The sequence below is a fragment of the Erwinia sp. HR93 genome (assembly GCF_034555055.1).
In the GTDB taxonomy this organism is placed as follows: domain Bacteria; phylum Pseudomonadota; class Gammaproteobacteria; order Enterobacterales; family Enterobacteriaceae; genus Apirhabdus; species Apirhabdus apintestini.
The window spans coordinates 1,129,578-1,149,088 of the sequence record NZ_JAXUDP010000001.1; the positions used below are offsets into that span (position 1 = coordinate 1,129,578).

General features: G+C 53.4%; 14 protein-coding genes and 1 pseudogene. 5 read left to right on the forward strand and 10 right to left on the reverse strand.

What is annotated here, in order from left to right; translation table 11 throughout:
* Positions 1–246 precede the first annotated feature (246 nt).
* The 5 genes from arcC to ygeW all read right to left on the reverse strand — a co-directional run bounded on the left by arcC (position 247) and on the right by ygeW (position 6,423).
* Positions 247–1,179 carry a carbamate kinase gene (arcC, locus tag SFA31_RS05305; RefSeq protein ID WP_322837038.1) on the reverse strand — a complete coding sequence of 311 codons (933 nt, stop codon included), beginning with the start codon at positions 1,177–1,179 and terminating at the stop codon, positions 247–249.
* Entirely contained in the window at positions 1,176–2,573 is a 1,398-nt protein-coding gene (gene hydA / locus SFA31_RS05310) for a dihydropyrimidinase (RefSeq protein ID WP_322837039.1), read from the reverse strand. The genes arcC and hydA overlap by 4 nt, the downstream gene beginning before the upstream one ends.
* 168 nt (positions 2,574–2,741) lie before the next feature.
* Complete coding sequence (locus SFA31_RS05315; RefSeq protein ID WP_322837040.1) at positions 2,742–3,956, reverse strand: YgeY family selenium metabolism-linked hydrolase; 1,215 nt, start codon at positions 3,954–3,956, stop codon at positions 2,742–2,744.
* Positions 3,957–3,975: 19 nt separating this feature from the next.
* Complete coding sequence (gene dpaL / locus SFA31_RS05320; RefSeq protein WP_322837041.1) at positions 3,976–5,175, reverse strand: diaminopropionate ammonia-lyase; 1,200 nt, start codon at positions 5,173–5,175, stop codon at positions 3,976–3,978.
* A 57-nt stretch (positions 5,176–5,232) separates the two neighbouring features.
* Positions 5,233–6,423: a knotted carbamoyltransferase YgeW gene (ygeW, locus tag SFA31_RS05325; RefSeq protein WP_322837042.1), complete on the reverse strand. Its 1,191-nt coding sequence runs from the start codon at positions 6,421–6,423 to the stop codon at positions 5,233–5,235.
* Positions 6,424–6,761: 338 nt separating this feature from the next.
* On the opposite strand from ygeW, the gene SFA31_RS05330 reads away from it, so the two are divergent.
* Positions 6,762–8,483: a sigma 54-interacting transcriptional regulator gene (locus SFA31_RS05330; protein WP_322839298.1), complete on the forward strand. Its 1,722-nt coding sequence runs from the start codon at positions 6,762–6,764 to the stop codon at positions 8,481–8,483.
* Here SFA31_RS05330 and SFA31_RS05335 read toward each other — a convergent pair.
* The 3 genes and pseudogenes from SFA31_RS05335 to SFA31_RS05345 all read right to left on the reverse strand — a co-directional run bounded on the left by SFA31_RS05335 (position 8,461) and on the right by SFA31_RS05345 (position 12,766).
* A complete protein-coding gene (locus SFA31_RS05335; RefSeq protein ID WP_322837043.1) occupies positions 8,461–9,048 on the reverse strand; it encodes a nucleotidyltransferase family protein in 588 nt (195 codons plus the stop codon). The two genes, SFA31_RS05330 and SFA31_RS05335, sit on opposite strands and share 23 nt — an antisense overlap.
* A gap of 21 nt (positions 9,049–9,069) precedes the next feature.
* Positions 9,070–9,531 (reverse strand): (2Fe-2S)-binding protein, encoded by a 462-nt coding sequence (locus SFA31_RS05340; protein ID WP_322837044.1) that lies wholly within the window; start codon positions 9,529–9,531, stop codon positions 9,070–9,072.
* A pseudogene (locus SFA31_RS05345) lies at positions 9,528–12,766 on the reverse strand (molybdopterin cofactor-binding domain-containing protein). Before SFA31_RS05345 ends, SFA31_RS05340 begins: the two are co-directional and overlap by 4 nt.
* 329 nt (positions 12,767–13,095) lie before the next feature.
* Between SFA31_RS05345 and SFA31_RS05350 the strand changes: the two are divergent.
* Complete coding sequence (locus SFA31_RS05350; RefSeq protein ID WP_322837045.1) at positions 13,096–15,036, forward strand: FAD-dependent oxidoreductase; 1,941 nt, start codon at positions 13,096–13,098, stop codon at positions 15,034–15,036.
* Position 15,037: 1 nt separating this feature from the next.
* On the forward strand, positions 15,038–15,541 hold the full coding sequence (locus tag SFA31_RS05355) for a 4Fe-4S dicluster domain-containing protein (RefSeq protein WP_322837046.1): 504 nt from the start codon (positions 15,038–15,040) through the stop codon (positions 15,539–15,541).
* Between the two features lie 146 nt (positions 15,542–15,687).
* Here the strand turns inward: SFA31_RS05355 and SFA31_RS05360 are convergent, their stop codons facing one another.
* Positions 15,688–16,023: a zinc ribbon domain-containing protein YjdM gene (locus SFA31_RS05360; RefSeq protein ID WP_322837047.1), complete on the reverse strand. Its 336-nt coding sequence runs from the start codon at positions 16,021–16,023 to the stop codon at positions 15,688–15,690.
* A 544-nt stretch (positions 16,024–16,567) separates the two neighbouring features.
* Positions 16,568–17,083: a serine protease inhibitor ecotin gene (eco, locus tag SFA31_RS05365; RefSeq protein WP_322837048.1), complete on the reverse strand. Its 516-nt coding sequence runs from the start codon at positions 17,081–17,083 to the stop codon at positions 16,568–16,570.
* A gap of 1,174 nt (positions 17,084–18,257) precedes the next feature.
* Here eco and SFA31_RS05370 point away from each other — a divergent pair.
* Positions 18,258–18,905, forward strand: coding sequence for a helix-turn-helix transcriptional regulator (locus SFA31_RS05370; protein WP_322837049.1), 648 nt, complete (start codon positions 18,258–18,260; stop codon positions 18,903–18,905).
* A gap of 85 nt (positions 18,906–18,990) precedes the next feature.
* Positions 18,991–19,500, forward strand: a complete 510-nt coding sequence (locus tag SFA31_RS05375) for a CS1 type fimbrial major subunit (protein ID WP_322837050.1) — start codon at positions 18,991–18,993, stop codon at positions 19,498–19,500.
* The last annotated feature ends 11 nt before the right edge of the window (positions 19,501–19,511 follow it).

Here is a 19,511-nt window from a genome sequence, read left to right on the forward strand (position 1 = left end):
GAGCCGGCGTGCATTTCGGTAACGGGTTGCCCGCCAGTAATCTGGTGGCGCAATGTGCTGCAAGCCCCGGCGCAAATGGGCGCGTGAGCTGGACATTGATTATCGCAGCGGTTGAGTGACGCTGATTTACAGGTGTTTGTCTGCGTGTTTCAGCGCTTTTTGTCTTACCTGATGGAAATGAAAGGGGCAAAAGGGACTGGTGCGAACAACGTGCCGACGCAGTAGCGGCGGCACGTTTGGTAGAGGTTACTGGCTGATAACGGTACCCGTGCGGCCCGCAATGCCGTCCGCGGCGTGCTCAAGCAAGGTAATCAGCGCTTGCCGTCCAGGGCGCGACTCGGCGAACGCCAGCGCTGCTTCCACTTTAGGCAGCATGGAGCCGGGAGCAAATTCACCGGCTTCGATATAGTCGCGCGCTTCCTTCGGCGACATACGATCGAGCCATTTCTGATAAGGGGTGTTATACCCAATGGCGACTTTTTCCACGGCGGTCAAAATGATCAGCATATCTGCATCCAGCGCCTGCGCCAGTACGGCGCTCGCTCGGTCTTTATCGATAACCGCGCTGGCACCGTGCAGTTGATTGCCGTCGGCGACTACCGGGATACCGCCTCCTCCCACGGTGACCGGAATTTGGCCAGCAGCCAGCAGCGCCTTGATGCTTTCAATTTCAATGATTTCCTGCGGCATTGGCGATGCCACTACGCGACGCCAGCCGCGACCGGCTTCTTCGCGCACGTTGACGCCCTCCTGCGACAGCCTCTGTGCCGTTTCCGGCGAGAGGAAGGAGCCAATCGGTTTATCCGGATTGTTGAACGCCGGATCGCGCGGATCAACGCGCACTTGGGTAATTAACGAGGTGACCGTTTTGTTGATGCCGCGCGCGCGCAGCGTTTCGCGCAGCGCGTTTTGCAAATCGTAGCCGATGTAACCCTGACTCAGAGCGACACAGACAGACATCGGCAGCACGGGGGAATGGGCCGGGGTCGCTGAGGCGGCCTCGAACGCCTGATGGATCATTCCAACCTGTGGCCCGTTGCCGTGCGTAATCACCAGCTCATGCCCTTCCTGGATAAGGTCGGCAAGCGCGCTGGCCGTGGTATGCACCGCCTGCATCTGCTCGGCGAGACCTTTCCCAAGCGCGTTGCCGCCCAACGCCAGCACGATTCTTTTTTTCATATTTGTACACTCCGTTGACAAGTAAAAGGCTTGCGGTGCAGGAAGCGCCCGCGACCCGCCTGGCCGGTAAAGCGGCCGTGCTGGTAGATAATGTTGCCGCGCGACAGGGTCATCACCGGGTAGCCGTGACAGGTGAATCCTTCCCAGGGCGAATAGTCGACGCTGTCATGCAGATCGGCATGGTGAATCACGCGCGTGCATTCAGGATCGAACAGGACCAGGTCCGCATCGCTGCCGGGGTTAAGATTGCCTTTTTGCGGCCATAGCCCGAACAGCCGCGCTGGATTGGCGCTGGTCAGGGCGACAAAGCGCGACCGGCTAATGCGCCCGGTAGCAACCCCTTCAGAAAATAGCAGCGCCATGCGGTTCTCTACGCCGGGCAGGCCGTTAGGGCAGCGCGTAAAATCGTCGCTGGCCATTTCACGGCGCTGGGCGAGCGGGAAGGTGCAGTGATCGGTCGCGACGGTGTCGATATCGCCCGCGACCAGCCCTACCCACAGCTTGTCTTGCTCCGTGCGCGGACGAAGCGGGGGGCTTAAGATATATTTCAGGCCGTCTGGTTCCAGATAGCGATTGATATCAAGCAGCAGATACTGGGGGCAGGTTTCCGCCCATACAGGCTGATTTTGCGCCTGGGCCAGCCGAATATAATCCAGCCCCAGTCCGTTAGACAGATGAACGATATACAGCGGCGCGTCGCCTGCCAGATGCGCCAGATTCAAGGTGCGCCCAATGGCTTCGGCTTCGCAGGCTGCCGGGCGGCTCAGCGCGTGCCAGATAGGCGCGCCTTTGCCTTCAGCGATAAAACGGCGGCGGTTGAAATTCACCACGGCGTCGTTTTCCGGGTGGACCGTGGCCAGCGCGCCAACCTCTTTAAGGCGTTGCAGCAGGCGCAATGTGTCCCGATCCTGAAGATGGTATTGATAAGTGAGATAAAATTTAAAACTGCTGATACCCTCGTCGTGCACCATTGAAGCCAGTTCTTCGAGGATTGCATCATCAATATGCTGTATTACGCCGTGAAAGCTGTAGTCGATAACGGCGCTGTTTTGCGCATAGTCATGATAAACGCCAAGCTGGTGGTGCAGATTACAGCCGGCCGGGCCAAAGCCCATATGATCGATAATTGTCGTGGTGCCGCCGCAGGCCGCCGCGCGCGTGCCGGTGAAAAAGTCATCGCAGCTACGTGCAATACCGACATCAATATTAAAATGCGTATGGACGTCGATGCCGCCGGGCATGACGAGTAACCCGCGAGCGTCAATGACACTGTCGGCTTCGCTGGGGGAAATATCCGGTGCCAGGCGTGAGATGAGCTCCCCATCTATCAGTAGATCCTGACGATACTCTCCCGCGTCGTCCACTAGCGTGCCGCCCTTGATTAACACTTTCATGGTTCGGCTCCCGGGCGCTGCTGTAAGGCGCCCCGATAACGGAGAAAGCGGGATGACTCCCGCTTGTCCGCGTTGATAATCAGGGAAAGCCGGGCCCGGCTTTCCCGTGTCGGGATGACAACCCCGCGTCGCGCTTACGCAAAAACGCGTATGTGCGTGCGGGTGAGATTACGGCTGTTCGTTCAGCCAGCTCAGCGGAATTGCAGCGTACATTGCCGCACAGGTAACCAGATGATCCTTCCAGGTTTTTTCGTTAGGAGCGTGCGCTTCGGGTTCTTTACCTGGGCCAAAGCCGATTACCGGAATACCGTGGCGGCCCATGATTGAAACCCCATTGGTGGAGAACGTCCACTTATCGACGACAGGCTCTTTATTGAACAGACCGCGGTAAGCGGCGCTCAGGCTGCGCACCGTAAAGTGATCTTCTTCCACTTTCCAAGTCGGGAAGTAGCAATCGGTAGGATATTCCAGCCCGGTCCACGATGGGCGATCGTAGCGATAAAGCAGTACGCGCGCCTTGGCATCTTTTACCGAGGAGAGCGATTCAATCTCTTTAATCGCGCCTTCCCACGTTTCACCCCAGGTCAAACGGCGGTCAATTGAAACGGCGCAGCTATCTGCAACCGCGCAGCGGCTGGGTGACGTAAAGAAGATCTCTGAGACAGTAAGCGTGCCTTTGCCGAGAAAAGGATCGTTGCCGAGGTTTTTCGCCAGCGTTTGCAGCTCCATGAGGATCGGCGCCATTTTGAAAATGGCGTTATCGCCGCGCTCCGGCGCAGAACCGTGGCAGCTTACGCCGTCAACTTCAACGCGGATTTCCATGCGCCCGCGGTGGCCGCGATAAATCTGACAGTCGGTAGGCTCCGTGCTGACCACGAATTCCGGACGAATGCCGGACTGTTCAATAATGTACTGCCAGCACAGGCCATCACAGTCTTCTTCCTGAACGGTGCCGGTGACCAGCAGCGTATACTCGTCTTCAAGGCCGAGGTCTTTGATGATTTTCCCGGCGTAAACCATTGAGGCCATCCCGCCTTCCTGGTCGGAAGCGCCGCGTCCACCGATCAGCGTGTCGTCTTCCATGCCTTCATAGGGATCGAATTTCCAGTTATTGATATTCCCTACGCCGACGGTGTCAATGTGCGCATCCATTGCCAGCAGGCGAGGCCCGTGGCCGATATAACCGAGAACGTTGCCCATCGGGTCGATTTCTACTTTGTCGAAACCGACTTTTTCCATCTCTTCTTTGATGCGATGGACGACGCGTTTTTCATCGCAGCTTTCGCTGGGAATGGCGATCATATCGCGCAGAAAGCGCGTCATTTCCGGCTGATAGCGCTGGGCCAGTTTTAAAATTTCGTTAAAAGGAATTGCTTTAGCCATGATGAAATCCTCTTTTATTTCAGTTTGTAATTCCGTTTTTGCCTTCCCAGACGACTTCGCGATAGTGCAGCGGATCGGTGTCGCCTTCCGTATTCAGCACTAAAATGCGGGAGGTTTCTGACAACTGGAGTTTCTGCATTAGCGCGGCGCGCTGAGGGTGGAAAAGAATCGCGGCCAGGATGCCCATACCGACGGCGCCGGATTCGCCGGAGATAACGCGGGCATCGTTGCCCAACGGGTTACCCAGCACGCGCATCCCCAGCGCGGCAACGCCGTCTTCGCAGGAGATGAACTGGCGGGTATTGTTCCGCAGTAGCGGCCAGCCGAGCGGGTTAGGTTCCCCGCAGGCCAGCCCTGCCATAATGGTATTTAAATCGCCGGAAACATTTACGATGTCGCCTTTTTCCGCAGAGCGCCACAGGCAATCGGCACCGTCAGGCTCAACGACAATGGCATTGAAGTTTTCCGCACCGTAGCAATCGGCAAAATAGCCCAGAACGCCGCCGGCCATTGCGCCTACGCCAGCCTGCAGGAAGATATGCGTTGGCGGGGCAGCCTTCATGGCGTCCATTTGCTCGGCGGCTTCATCCGCAAGCGTGGCGTAACCTTGCATAATCCAGGTCGGGATGTCGGTATAGCCTTCCCACGCGGTATCCTGTACGACGATCCAGCCTTTTTCCGCCGCAGTGCGCATCGTTAAACGCACCGTGTCGTCATAGTTCATATCGGTGACGATGCATTCGGCCCCAAGATCGGTGATGTGCTTTACGCGTGATGCCGCAGATCCTTTCGGCATATAAATCACGGCGTTCTGCCCTAGCGCCCGTGCCGCCCAAGCCACGCCGCGGCCGTGGTTGCCGTCAGTTGTGGTGGCAAATGTCATGGGAGGATGTTTTTGCGAACGGAATTGTTCAAAGGAGAAATGGGCGATATCAAGGCCCAGTTTCTCGCACAGCAGGCGGGCGATGGCCCAGGTGCTGCCCAACATTTTAAAGGCGTTCAACGCAAAGCGTTGCGATTCGTCTTTCACTAAAACGCTGCCGACGCCCAGCGCGCGAGCGAAATCGTTCATCGCGTAGAGCGGCGTCGGGCTATAACCCGCCAGGCTGCGATGGAACTTTCTGGCTTCGCGCGCCGCACTGACGCCAAAAACGGGTTCCGGGCGCGGGTTGAATCGGGCATTGTCGACAATGTCCATTTTTAATGCGAACTGTGACATACGTTAGTTTCCTTACGACCCGGAATGCCCGGTTTCCGTCGGGCATTCCGGGGGCTATCAGCGATAAATACGCGGTGTGGCCGCTTCCAGGCGTTTGGCCAGGATCTGGCCCGGGTGCGGGAATTTACGAGCGAGGATCATGGCGGCGATGATCCACGGTTTCCAGCTGGCTTCTTTATAGGTTTCAATGCGATAGCGATCGAATACGCTGGCTTCCACTTCGCCTTTTTCGCAAGAAACGCCGGTGATGTCTGCAGGCAGGCAGTGCATGTACAGCGCTTTACCGCCGCGCGTGCGGGCCATCATCTCTTCGGTGCAGTGCCAGTTGGTATGACGGGCGTTTTCGGCCAGGCAGGTTTTTTCGAGCGCTTTCAGGCCGTCGCCATCGTTGCGGCGCAGCAGCTCTGTACGCTGCTGCATGATCTGCCAGGGTGCCCAGGATTTGGGATAAACAATATCGGCATCCTGGAATGCCTCTTCCATAGTAGCGACCTGGCTGAAGCGGCCGCCGGAGGCCTCTGCGTTGTGGCGAGCGATATCCATAACCTCTGGCAGCAGGCCGTATCCTTCAGGATGCGCCAGCGTGACGTCCATCCCGAAACGGGTCATCAGGCCGATAATGCCCTGCGGTACAGAGAGCGGTTTACCGTAGCTGGGGGAATAAGCCCAGGTCATGGCGATTTTTTTGCCTTTCAGTTTTTCCAGGCCGCCGAAGTGCTCTTTCAGCCACGCCAGATCGGCCATAGCCTGCGTCGGGTGATCGATATCGCACTGCAGGTTGACGATGGCGGGACGCTGCGGAAGCACGCCGCTGGCGAAGCCTTCATCCAGCGCTTCGCCTACTTCACGCATGTAGGCATTACCGGCGCCCAGATACATATCGTCACGGATACCGATAGCTTCTGCGCAGAAGGAAATCATATTGGCGGTTTCACGCACCGTTTCGCCGTGGGCGATTTGTGATTTTCCTTCATCCAGATCCTGCTGAGTTAGCCCTACCAGGTTCAGCGCAGAGGCATAAGAGAAGCGCGTACGGGTTGAGTTATCGCGGAATAGCGAAATTCCCAGCCCGTTATTGAATACGCGTGTGTCGATATTACCGGCGCGCATATTTTTTAATGCTTCCGCCAGATAGAGCACCTTCTCAAGTTCGTCCCGGCTCTGCTCCCAGGTCAGGAGAAAGTCCTTTTCATGCAGTTTTGACGGCTTATCTTCAATGATGTCCAGTAGACGTTTTATCTCTTTCATTTATGAGATCCCTTACGAACGCTAATTAAATACTTGAGTGTTGAGAGGAAGCGACTCCCTAATTTCTGAAGGCGCGCTGAAAGGAATAAACAAGTTTTATGCCAGGTTGCGTAGCAGTGTTAAATCTTTGCAGTGAGTCATACTTTTTGATCCCTTGCAGGGGTTACTCTCCATGGGAAGCAAACGGGGAGGTGATATTGGACACAGTGAGGGAGGTCAAAATGAGAAAGGGTAATACCGTTATCAAAATGAGAGATGAGCAAAAAGAGAATTTATGCACGAATCGGGCATCTGAACCTCCCCGGATTGATAATGCCTCGCCGTCTCCCTCTCTGCTAATGCCTATTCAACACACTATTCAGCATTTCGCCACGCTATTGGCGAATGTGCTTCATCTCGAAGTTGAAGTCGTCGATAACCGTTTACTGCGTATAGCCGGTACCGGGCCATATGGAAAACGTTTCGGGCAGGTGCCGGAGAGTAATACGCTATTACTCCAGGAAGTACTGGATAACGCCCGGGAAGTGGTGATTTTTGATTCCCGGCAGAATTCACTCTGTCAGGCGTGTATGCAGCGCGATAGCTGCCGGGAGCGGGGATTTGTCGGCGTCCCTATTATTTACCAGCAGCGCTGTCTGGGTGTGATAAGCCTGGTTGCCGTAAATATCGAGCAATTACGCCACCTGCGCGAACATACCAGCATGTTCATTGAGTACATCCGGCATATATCGACATTACTGGCAGAGAATTTTGCAGTTTCACATGCGCCGGACCTGCATATTGACCCGCTCCAGCAGTTCCTGGCAGATAGCGTTGAGCGCGGCGTCGTTCTCTGCAACGAACAAGGCGAGATAGTGCTAATCAACGAGCGCGCGCAGGCCATGCTTTCCCCTGATAAAGGGCTGCTGTGGCGTTCGGCAAGTATTTTGGAACTGCCGGAGAAAAGCGGCGTTTTTCAGTTGAGTATTGATGAACAAACCTGGCGCGTCAGCGGCCAGCGCCGCGATACGGAAAACGGGTCGTTGATGCTGCTGTCGGCAGCGCGACCAGGGGCGTGCGATGAAGATGAAGAGAAGCTCCGGCGCTATCCGACCATTAAAAATCTCATCGGCGAGTCGCCGGGTATGCGGAAATTGCGCGAACTGGTAGGGCGCATTGCCGGTAGCCCTTCCAGCGTCATGATTATGGGGGAAAGTGGAACCGGGAAAGAAGTTGTGGCGCGAGCGATTCACCGTCTTAGCCCCCGGCACGAGCAGGCGTTTGTTGCGATAAACTGTGCGGCAATACCGGAAAATTTGCTGGAGAGCGAGCTATTTGGCTATGCCAAAGGCGCGTTTACCGGCGCGGCGCCGGGCGGAAAGCGTGGATTAATGCAGGTCGCCAGCGGCGGTACGCTATTTTTGGATGAAATAGGCGATATGCCATTAGGTTTGCAGGCGCGTTTGCTGCGCGCCATTGAGAACCGTGAGGTGATGCCAATCGGGGCCAGCGCGCCGGTGGCCATTGATATCCGCATTATTTCCGCAACGCATCAAAATCTTGAAGCGCACATTCGCGACGGGCGTTTTCGGGAAGATTTATTCTACCGACTCAATGTGGTGCCGTTGATGCTCACTCCGCTGCGCGAACGCGGCGACGACGTGATGCTGCTGGTAAATCATTTCCTGTCTCTGCATGCGCAGCGTATTGGCCGCCAGCGCCCCGGCGTGAGCCCGGAGGTGATGCGGCTGCTACAGAACTATCGGTGGCCAGGCAATGTGCGGGAGTTAAGCAACCTCATGGAGTACTTAATTAATATTGTTCCGGAGGGCGAGCTGATCGACAGCGCGCTGCTACCGCCGGTATTCCACTCTTCTTATATTGATATACCGCGCCCGGCAGAGCTGGATGCGTTGAAGATATGCTCGCCGGAAGGCACTCAGCCCAATCTGAAGTCAATGGAGCGTACGATTATTGAAGAAGCGCTGCAGCGTACTCGGAATAAAAAGCAGGTGGCGGATGAGCTGGGGATTGGCGTTGCGACGCTGTATCGCAAAATTAAGAAATACGGTCTGGTATAACGCGTTCCCGTAGCTGTGCGTATTGCTGCGGGGTATCCACATCCCAGTGTATCGCCGCGCTTTGTACGGGCACTGCGTCCCGCCCGCAGGTTGATACCAAGTGTTTTAAGGTGATGTTAGCGGGCGCATCCAGAATACGCCTGCGCATATCAGGTGGCAGCAGGGCCGGATGGCCTCGCCCGCCTTCGCAAAAGGGAACCAGTACCCGTGCGGAGCGATGCTGCCATAGCGCGGCGTAAATATCCGGCGTCACGGCGGGCATATCGCCGGGAATGATAAAAAAGTGCCCGGGCTGCAGGCGGCGAGCGCCGCGCTGCAGCGAGGAAAACATCCCCTGCGTGTAGACAGGGTTATGGCATAACAGGATGCGATCGCGACCGGCATAGCGCTGACGCAGCGCTTCACCGCGATACCCCGTTACCAGGATCACCCGATCGCAAAAAGCGAGCGCATTGCGCAGCGTGCTATCCAGCACGGTGCCTTCGCGCCAGGGCAGCATCATTTTCCACTGCCCCATGCGGGAAGAGAGCCCAGCGGCTAATATCAGACACTGCTTCATCTCCATCGCACCCTGCTCCTTCCAGGCTTACGCTGACTTAAGTACCGCTTTTATCGATTTGATAATAGGTACGTAGCCAGTGCAGCGGCACAGGTTGCCTTCCAGCGCTTCGTTGATTTGCGCGTCGCTCGGCGTTGGATTCTTATCCAGCAGCGCTTTTGCGCTCATTAACACACCGGGCGTACAGAAGCCGCACTGCACGCCGCCGTGGCGAACAAAGGCGGTTTGCAAACGCTGGCCTACTTTATCGTGGCGCAGCGATTCAACGGTGAAAACTTCCGCACCGTCGCACTGGGCCGCCAGCAGCAGGCAGGAACACACTGCTTTACCGTCCAGGATCACGGTACAGGCACCGCATTCCCCCACGGAACAGCCCTCTTTGGTGCCGGTAAGTCGCATATCTTCACGTAAAAAGTCGATCAGACGCTGGTTATCTTCAACGTCGCGCTGTACGCGCACGCCGTTAACTTTCAGTTCAATCCGGTTCATACATCCTCCTTACCGCTTTTATTCGCCAGAACTTCTTCCAGCATCTGCGTCAGCATTTCCACTCCCGCCGGGATTTTATACGGTGCGGACCAGCGTTTCCCGATGGCGTCGTCCAGCATTTTCTGTAATAACGCTGCGCCTTCCTGAATTAGCGCGGCGTTCAGGCGGCGGCCCGTCAGACATTTTTCGATAGGGATCAGGCGCTGCGGCTTGCTGAATAACGCGCCGTCGACCAGCCGGCAGTAAGTTAATTCGCCAGAAGGGTTGACGACAAATTGGCCGGTGAAGCTTTGACGCGTGATGTTCAGCGCGTTGCGGCGGCCCAGTTGTAAATAGCGCTGCTGCAGCCCTTCATGTCGCGGTGGAGGCGGCAAGATCGCGGCGGTGAGAAGTTCTCCCTGTGCAATTTGCGTTTTGTAACCGCCGGTGATGAAGTCGCTTAGCGGCATGGTGCGCGGCGCGGCACCGTGACGCTGCAATTCCACCTGTGCGTCATAGATAATCAGCGGTGGCATTGAATCCGCGCACGGCGCGGCGTTAATCAGGTTGCCGCCCACCGTTGCCCGGTTACGAAGCTGAAGTGAACCAATGGTATTACAGGCGGTTACCAGCAGCGGATAATGCGCCTGGATATGTTCATGGGCGGTGAGCGTGCTAAAGCAGATGCCGGCGCCAATGCGCACGCCTCCGTCCGCCTGTACTTCCACGCCCTGCATTTCCCGCACGCCGGAAATATCTACCAGCGGCACCGGCGCGGTGGTCAGGCGTGCCTGTACCAGCATGTCCGTACCGCCTGCGATAACCCGCCGATTAGGATCTTCGGCCAGCAGTTGCAGCGCGTCGTCCAGCGTTTTCGCCCGCTTAAGCGCCAGCGTATTCAGGCGCAGTACCTGTTTTTTCTCGCCGGACTCGACCATTAACTCGCTCTGGCGCACCGGTTTTTTCAGCGCATAGCCCAGTTTGACCTGCTCCAGGGTGAGCGGTAGCGCATAGTTGGTTTATTCAATGCGAAACTTACGGCGTTGTTTAGCGCCGCAGCGCCCAGTTCTAATACCGGCTCACCCAGCACTTTCGCCCCTAATGGCCCGGCTTTATCGTGGTTTTCAACCGGAATGACCGTGATGGGCGGAATATCTTTAATTGTAGGTAACAAGTAAGTATCGAAGTTTTCCGACTTCACTTCGCCGTTTTCAGTATTGAACTCTTCCAGCATGCCATAGCCGATCATGCCTTGCGCAATCCCGCCGCTCACCTGGCCTTCAAAGCCGACTTTGTTGATGACTTTACCTACGTCATGCACGGCGGTGACGTGGTTGATATGAATTTTCCCGGTACGGGTGTCGATAACGATATCGGCAATCTGACATCCATATACCCAGGTAAAGTACGGGCTGCCGCAGCCTTTTTCTTCATCCCAGTGGATGGGTGGTGCTACGTGCCAGCCATAGGCTGAAAGGTTGGCACCGGTGGCGCGCGTCATGTTGACCACGTCAAGGAATGCCAGTCGATTGTAGGGGTGATGGCGATTAAAGACTTTGCCGTTTTCCCAGACCAGATCGTCGATACTCTTCGCGTCCAGTTTTTCAGCAATCGCATCGGCCATGCGCTGTTTCAGCTTATTGGCCGCGCTGAGAATGGCCTGACCGCCCATTAGCGTACCGCGCGAAGCCACGGTCGAGCCGCCGTCGGCTATCATGGCGGTATCTGGCTCGCTAAACATGACGGTATCCAGGCTGACGCCGAATGCCTGAGCGGCAATGAGTGACATGGTAGTCTGCAGGCCCTGACCGTTTTCAGACACTGAGGTAGAAATGTTGATACTGCCGTCAGCGTTAATTTGGATCAGGGCGGAAGATGCATCCAGACCTTCGGCGCCCAGCGAGCAGCCGCGATGGCTGAGCGCGAGGCCAATACCGTAGCGCAGCGGTCCGCCTTTAGCGTTTAATTCCGCATAGTGGTTTCTTTTTGCCTCAAATTCGGCGCTGTTGGTTGCCTTTTCCAGCACTTCAGTGGCAGAGACCGTATGTTCGGTAAACGCCTGCCCGGCTATACTGGTATCGCCCTGCTTCAGAATGTTACGCAGCCGCAGTTCGGTAGGCGTTAGCCCCAGCGCTTCCGCAACTTCATCCATGAGGGATTCGTTGGCAAAGATAACCTGCGGTGCGCCAAAGCCGCGATAGGCCGAGGTGTAGTTATTGTTGGTGTAGATGCCAGTGACATCAACCCGCACGTTGGGAATATTATAGGGGCCAGCCGCCTGCACGGAGCTGCGCCAGGTGACGAACACAGTTTGCCCGGCATAGCTGCCGCCATCGGCCAGTACGTCGATTTTCATTGCCAGAATACGCGCGTTTTCATCCAGCCCGATTTTATATTTCATCGTATAGGGGTGGCGTTTATAACTCTCGCGCATGGACTGTTCGCGGTTATAGGTAATTTTAACCGGACGCGAGGTCAGCCAAGTCATGAGCGCGGCGCGGCAGGCCAAATGATCGATAATATCGTCTTTACCACCGAAAGATCCGCCCAAAATAGAGCGCCTGACGTTGACTTTAGACTGTGGCAAACCGAGGTATTTCGCTACGAATCCGCGCACGCGGTGGGCGTTCTGGATTGATCCATATACCGTAATAATCTGTTCATTTTCATCAAAGCAGGTGGTAATGGACTCCGGTTCTATATAGGCATGCTCCTGAAAGCCGACGCTAAATTCGCGCTCGAAGATATGCGTTGATGCGGCAAAGCCTGCTTCGATATCGCCCTTCACCGTATGGTGATGGTTGATAATGTTATTATCTCTGTCGCTGTGAATAAGCCGGGCGCCAGGCCGCAGCGATTCCTGGACCGACGTTATCGGCGCCCACGGCGTGTAGTTAATTTTGATCTTTTCTGCGGCCAGGCAGGCGGCTTCATAGCTTTCAGCGGCGACTACGGCGATAACGTCGCCGCGAAAGGCGATTTCTTTATCGACGATAGGTGGATAGTCGGGGATCACGACGCCGATGCGCCGCTCGCCCGGGATATCATCCCAGGTTGCGATACGGACCACGCCTGGAACGCTTTCCGCCTCGGAAAGATCGAGCGATTCGATACGACCGGCAGCGATATCGGAATAGCGGCATACGCCATACAGCATATCTTTCATTACGATATCGTCGCCGTATATCGCCAGTCCTTTTACTTTCGCCATGCCGTCAGTACGCGGCACTTCACTGCCCACGGTTGAAGTTTCCATTAACAATCTCTCCCTCAGGATGGAGTTCGGTGTTTTTATTGATGAAGATAAAAGCAAGGGATATGCCAGAAGCGTAAAAAAAGAGGATGGCCCGCAAGATGGGGATCCGAGAACGTTATATGCCGATATGCAGTGTCACAGTGACGCATTTTTCTCAAAGTGAGATTTTCTCACTGAGAAAACGAGCTGCGGTGAGACTAATGATGGCGGCAAATTTTTGAAATAGCTCACAAAATAGAATGCCCGGAATAAACTGACACTTTGGATGCCCCCGTTTTTGCATGCTTTTTAGAAATGCGCCATGGCAAAATAATAAAAAGGGATGAGTCATGAATAAATTTATCGTTGCCGATGCGCAAGAATGTATCGGCTGTCATGCATGTGAGCTGGCCTGTGCGGTGGCACATAATCACGGTATCTGGCCTGAACGCTCGGCGTTTCACCCGCGTATTCGGGTGATTGGCCGGGGCAACGAAAACGTTGCCGTCACCTGCCGGCACTGCAACGACGCGCCCTGCGTCAGCAGTTGCCCGGTTTCAGCGCTGACGTTCCGCGATAGCGAGGTGAAACTGGACGCCGCGCTGTGTATTGGATGTAAAGAGTGCGTTCTTGCCTGCCCGTTTGGCGCTATTGATATGGTGCCTGCGGAGCCTGGTCAAACCCGGAGCCTGGCGCAGAAATGTGACCTGTGTGAGCAGACGTCAAGCGGCGAACCGGCCTGCGTGGCCCATTGCCCAACGCAGGCGCTGAGCCTGATGGATGTATCGGCGATAACCCGGCTCCGTCAGACGCGCCAGCGCGCCAGTGCGACCGGAGAATATCCGCGCCCGGCGCGACGCAGCGTGGCCCTGCTGGATAAGCCGCTTCGAAAAGGCGCCGGTAAGCTTCCGGCAGATGAGCGGCGCGCGCATTTTGACGAAATTTATCACGCGCTGAGCGATACGCAGGCGCAGCAGGAGAGCGAACGCTGCCTTTACTGCGCCGAACGCGCGTGGTGTAACTGGACCTGCCCGCTGCATAACGCCATTCCTGATTTCATCCGTTTGGTGAAAGAGGGACAAATAGAAGCGGCGGCCGAACTTTGCCATCAGAGCAGTTCGCTGCCGGAAATTTGCGGACGCGTATGCCCGCAGGAACGATTATGTGAGGGCGCCTGTACGCTGCATGACCGGGGCGGGGCGGTAACTATCGGTAATCTGGAGCGCTATATTACCGATACCGCGCTGGCGCGCGGATGGCACCCTGCAACGGCGGTTCCCGCTGCGCGATCCGAAAAGGTTGCCGTCATTGGCGCCGGGCCGGCTGGCTTGGGCTGTGCGGATATTCTGGCTCGCAGCGGGGTGCAGGTTGAGGTATTTGATACGCATCCGGAAATCGGCGGCCTGCTCACTTTTGGCATCCCGCCCTTCAAACTGGATAAGCAAATCCTTTCCCGGCGGCGCGAGCTGTTTAGCGAAATGGGGATACGTTTCCGGCTTGGCTGCGAGGTGGGTAAAGATATCAATTTTGATAGTTTACTGGCGGAATACGATGCAGTTTTTCTCGGTGTAGGTACGTATGGGTTAATGCGCGCGGGGCTTGAACATGAAGATGCGCCGGGCGTTGTTCAGGCTCTGCCATTTTTGATAGCCAGCACCCGCCGGGTTATGGGGCTGGAGGACGATCCGCGCTACCCATGGATCGATCTGGAAGGAAAAAATGTGGTGGTTTTAGGCGGCGGTGATACGGCGATGGACTGCGTGCGTACCTCTTTACGTCGCGGAGCTGCCAGCGTGACCTGCGCCTATCGCCGCGATGAGGCCAGCATGCCTGGCTCGAAAAAAGAGGTGCTCAATGCGCGGGAAGAAGGGGCGGTATTTCAGTTTAATGTACAGCCCGAGTACATCGCGCGCCAGCGTAAAGGACGGGTGTCGGGAATTGGCATGGTGCGTACGCAAATGGGTGCGCCGGGGCCAGACGGGCGGCGTCGACCGCAGCGTATTCCTGACTCGCAGTTTGAGTTACCGGCGGATGTGCTGATCATGGCCTTTGGTTTTCAGCCGCATCCAATGCCCTGGCTGCGTCAGCACGGCGTGAGCTTTGATGACTGGGGGTTAATTGAAACGGGTAAAGAAAACCGGGCGTCTACTCAAACCAGCAATCCAAAAGTTTATGCGGGGGGCGACGCCGTGCACGGCGCGGATTTAGTGGTGACGGCGATGGCCGCAGGGCGGCAGGCTGCCCGGGAAATGTTGACGCAGTTTGATGCCGCATTAACGCAAGGAGAGTGATATGACCAGCTTCCTGCGCGCCGACCCGGCGCGCTGCATCGGCTGTCGCACCTGTGAAGTCGCCTGTGCGGCGGCGCATACCGATAAACCCCTCAGCGGCGGAAACTTTTTGCCGCGTTTGCATGTGGTTAAGCAGGCGCACGTTAGCGTGCCGGTCATGTGCCATCACTGTGAGAATGCGCCCTGTGTTGCGGCCTGCCCTACGCAGGCGCTGGTGCAGGGGCTAGAGCGTGTCGAAATCTATGAAACGCGCTGTATTGGTTGCGCAGGCTGCGTTGTTGCCTGCCCATTTGGCGTGATTTCTCTCGCGGGGCGGGGTGAGCCTCAGCCCGTGTCGGTAATTAAGTGCGATTTATGCGTGGGGCGCGAAACCGGCCCGGCCTGCGTATCCGTATGTCCTACCGCCGCGCTGGAGAAGGTATCGCGAGATTCCGTTGAGATGACGGCCCGGCAGCGACGTGAACAGACGGCGCTGTCAGCGCTGCGTCACAGAGAAGAGCACTGAGTTCTGGTTATTTAACTGGCCGGATGCGGCACTGCAGGCAACGGATTACGGCCATAAAACGGTGGCGGGTGCCTGGTGCTAAAGAGTATGGCTGGCTGGTTGATGCCTTTGTTAGACGGCGCCCACTGAGCTGGCGCCAATCTCTATCAGTTCTTTTTCACAAATTCTGATTTTAATTTCATTGGCCCGAAACCATCTATTTTGCAATCAATGTTGTGATCGCCTTCGACCAGGCGGATATTCTTCACTTTTGTGCCTATTTTTAGCATGGATGAGCTGCCTTTCACTTTTAAGTCTTTGATAATAGTAATGCTGTCGCCATCCTGTAATAGGTTACCGTTTGCGTCTTTTACCACCTGGGATTCATTTTTCTCTTCATCGGCGGCGGTGCTCCATTCGTAAGCACATTCGGGGCATATATACATGCCACTGTCTTCATAAGTATATTCTGAATGGCATTTGGGGCAGTTTGGCAGTGACATGAGCGTCCTCGTTAAGTTATCTAAATAGGGCTTTCGCAGCATATTGTAGCGAAAAGCGCAGTAAGGCGAAGTATATCCTAAAATCTGCGCGCAGGCTGAACAAAGAGGCCGCAATGCCCGCAGAGGTTAAGTAGATAACTTTCGCGGCGTAGCGGGTAAACACAGCCCTTTATCAGGTCCGTAAACGTAGCGATAAGTTTTACGTGCGTCACAAGAAACCGTTTATGACGAATCGCCCTCGGATGCCATGTAAATAGGGCGGGCAAGTGAGATGATAATTTCTCAGGGATAAAACCGGGGTTGTCTATCAATAAGCTGGAGTAACTGTTAGCCGGGACGCAGGCGCACAGTCATTTACAGGAATGGCTGGGGCGCCAGGTCTGCAGGTATATGGATTCTTATTGCCATGTCTGTCCCATTAACGAGAGTTGCGCGCAAGACTACCGCTAATCGTGGTCGCGATGGGGGGCAGGCAGCTTTATCAAATTAGATATACAAAGGTGTATGCGCGCTTGCCGGCGCGCACATGTACTCCAGGTCGATATTATTTTTGCAGTGCGTCCTGAATAGCCGAACCCGCTGACCAAACCCGATATTTCACCTGTACTCCTTCCGGAACATAAACAACCAGCGGCAGGCGGCTGTTATAGCGCTGCAGGGCATTGTCGCCAAGGTTTGCCGTGATAAAACGTCGCTGCGTCTTTTTATTAGGGCAGGCCATCATTGTTGACGTCGGACCTGACAGCGCGGGCAGCGTAATGTAGTCATAACCCCAGCCGGAAAGCGTATGGTTCTCTAACTTGCCGCCAAAGGATTGATGGTTACAGTCGGTGTCCAGCATTTTGCCAATAAGCAACTCCACGCGAAAGTTTTCTTCATGTTCACGCGGCGGCAGAAAGATAGCCTGCCGAGTCATTCCCGCCTGTGCGCCAGGATAAGGCGCTATTTTCTCAAGAGATTGTTGGCTCATGTCGCGCTGCGGAACGGTTTCTGCGTGGGCGAGTGTTCCTGTTGTGACCGATAGGGCTAATACCGTGAGAAGTAGAGATGCTTTATTCATACGCGCTCCTGATTCATTAAAATAGAATTACCATAAGAAATGGTGAACAGTCATGCCAGAGTAGCCTGATGTTTGAATAAGTCTATCGCTATCTATTGCTCCTGTTGAAAGAAGCAGCAAAGAAGATGAGGTTCTTGTCGTGTAAATAACCGATTGCATCAAGTGCGTTTTGCTTTATCTGAGAGTTTAAATTTAGCGTGTGAACTCATTCTCTGCGCATGTTTTCATTATCTCTTACTCTGACAGGCGTATTGTAGACACTATTCGACGGAAGAATCTTATTTATTTTAATGATTCATGATTTCCTGTTATAAGAAAACCTGTGTCAAAAGACGTTAGCGGATATTGTAATAGCAATTTGTTAGCCGTTTGATTAATTTATGGTGAGAGAGGTGGCTAAAATATATTTTTTTTGTTTGCCACAGAGCATTAGAGAATAAATTAGAATACAGCGCTAATAGATATGGCTGTCCTTTGTTTGTAAGAGTTTTCATGTAATGATTTGTGCTAACTGTGGCAGCGCTTGATATCAGTGGTTTTGTATTATTTATTACTTGAGAATATTCGGTTTCTATTTGTAATTTCATAGGGTTAATTTTGCTTATCCTTGGTGGTATCACTATTTTTTCGCTTATTTCTAGCTTGATTAACTAGGAGGATGCCATAACTGTAGCTTCCCATGTCGTTGTAGAGCTAGTTAGCAATTCAAATTTACGTATTTAAATTTATTGACATAATTACGCTTTAATTTTTTTAAGCTAATGGTAATAATAAGCTCAATCAATGAATGGTGCCGTATGGCATGCAGGAAATATATGCATATTGAATGCATCATTATAACCTGATGAGTTATGGTATGGAAAGGTAACTATATTTGCTATAGCTGGATGAACATAATTTATAGATCGCGATTGTTAAAGGATTAACAACTATGCATGGCATAATAAAAATTATGTATGAAAAGGGATTTATCACTGCCCTTCATTAAAAAAAATAACACATACACTTATAATACTAAAGCACAATTGCTTACCAATAAGTAATTGCCGGTTACTCTTTATTTTAGATATCGATTTTATGAAGAATTAGGCAGTTTTGAAATTAAGCCTTAAGCCTGAAGCATGAATTATCTTCCTTAGTAAAATGAAGTGTCGCCTGGAAAATGGAATTTCATATGGAATGTAAAACCATACCAAATGTGCAGGGGTTAGACCGCTATTTCTCTTTTGGTGTGAAGATGGCCCTGGAAGAGATCTTTAATGAAGATCGCTCATTACATGAAATGGCGCTTGTACCTGATATATGGATTTTTACTGAGAACGTACTAACTAACATCGTTCCATTCGTAAAAGAAAAATATACCGGTAGACCCTGTATTATCTTTGGTACTTCATTGCATCAGCGTATTTTCTCTGGCGTGCCAGGGTTTACTAATATGTTATTTGTACCAATACATGCTTCTTTTCACGAAGTTAAAAACAAACTTGGAATGTTTCTTAGGGAGAGCCGGCGGGATATTTATCCGAGAATTAAGCCTATCTCTTCTGCTTTCCGGGGATATAGCTTTACTCCCGGGGAAAGAAAAACGCTTAGCTTATTATTATCGGGTTTGTCCCCCCGAGATGTTGCTGAAATAAATAATGTCAGCGAAAAAACAGTTAGCAACTATAAGCGAATGGCAATGCGGCGTTTTAATGTGAAAAATACACAGGAGTTGGTTGTGAAGTCACAGCTGCTGGGTATGTGCCATTCAGCAATGATTAATTGGTTTGCCATTCCTGGTAATTTTAATGATTTATCTGCTTATAAATGGAGGAGATAATCCAGATAGAATATTACTAATATCTTAATAGTCAGATTCCTTAAAGCAAAGTTGTTTTCTATTTAAATAAACTAATGGTATATATATGAAAAAAATTATTTTGACTGCACTGATCGCTGGTATTTTTGCTTCAACTGCACAGGCTGTGCCTTCAAACAATGTTTCTAAAAAGATCACTTTGACTGCACAGATTAATGACAGCCTGTTCGTTTCTAAGCCAGATGGCTCTACCTGGTACACCACAGAAGAGCTGGATGCAGAAGATTACAAACAGCAGAAGTTTTCTAAAACTCTGCCGGTGCGCGTCTGGAGCAAGAATGATTCTTTTAAAGTTTCCCTTGCTCAGCCGCTGATGATGACGAATTCTGGAACCGCAATGGAAAATGCAATGGTCACCTGGAATTCAGCTGCGGGAGCTAAAGCACTGACGACCGCTCAGGCTGAAACGGTAACTCAGGTAAGCGGTGATGCGACAAATGGCTATGACAATATCTATGATTTGACTATCAATGTAGATGCGCCGCAGACCCCAATCAATGGCACTTATACTGGCGATCTGGTAATGGTTTTTGAGCCGGTAACTACAGCTCCCTAATATGTTCTTAT

Excerpts from the sequence above, each read along its gene's own strand:
- arcC (WP_322837038.1), bottom strand. The coding sequence starts at position 1,179 with ATGAAAAAAAGAATCGTGCTGGCGTTGGGCGGCAACGCGCTTGGGAAA.
- hydA (WP_322837039.1), bottom strand. The coding sequence starts at position 2,573 with ATGAAAGTGTTAATCAAGGGCGGCACGCTAGTGGACGACGCGGGAGAG.
- SFA31_RS05315 (WP_322837040.1), bottom strand. The coding sequence starts at position 3,956 with ATGGCTAAAGCAATTCCTTTTAACGAAATTTTAAAACTGGCCCAGCGC.
- dpaL (WP_322837041.1), bottom strand. The coding sequence starts at position 5,175 with ATGTCACAGTTCGCATTAAAAATGGACATTGTCGACAATGCCCGATTC.
- ygeW (WP_322837042.1), bottom strand. The coding sequence starts at position 6,423 with ATGAAAGAGATAAAACGTCTACTGGACATCATTGAAGATAAGCCGTCA.
- SFA31_RS05330 (WP_322839298.1), top strand. The coding sequence starts at position 6,762 with ATGCCTATTCAACACACTATTCAGCATTTCGCCACGCTATTGGCGAAT.
- SFA31_RS05335 (WP_322837043.1), bottom strand. The coding sequence starts at position 9,048 with ATGGAGATGAAGCAGTGTCTGATATTAGCCGCTGGGCTCTCTTCCCGC.
- SFA31_RS05340 (WP_322837044.1), bottom strand. The coding sequence starts at position 9,531 with ATGAACCGGATTGAACTGAAAGTTAACGGCGTGCGCGTACAGCGCGAC.
- SFA31_RS05350 (WP_322837045.1), top strand. The coding sequence starts at position 13,096 with ATGAATAAATTTATCGTTGCCGATGCGCAAGAATGTATCGGCTGTCAT.
- SFA31_RS05355 (WP_322837046.1), top strand. The coding sequence starts at position 15,038 with ATGACCAGCTTCCTGCGCGCCGACCCGGCGCGCTGCATCGGCTGTCGC.
- SFA31_RS05360 (WP_322837047.1), bottom strand. The coding sequence starts at position 16,023 with ATGTCACTGCCAAACTGCCCCAAATGCCATTCAGAATATACTTATGAA.
- eco (WP_322837048.1), bottom strand. The coding sequence starts at position 17,083 with ATGAATAAAGCATCTCTACTTCTCACGGTATTAGCCCTATCGGTCACA.
- SFA31_RS05370 (WP_322837049.1), top strand. The coding sequence starts at position 18,258 with ATGGAATGTAAAACCATACCAAATGTGCAGGGGTTAGACCGCTATTTC.
- SFA31_RS05375 (WP_322837050.1), top strand. The coding sequence starts at position 18,991 with ATGAAAAAAATTATTTTGACTGCACTGATCGCTGGTATTTTTGCTTCA.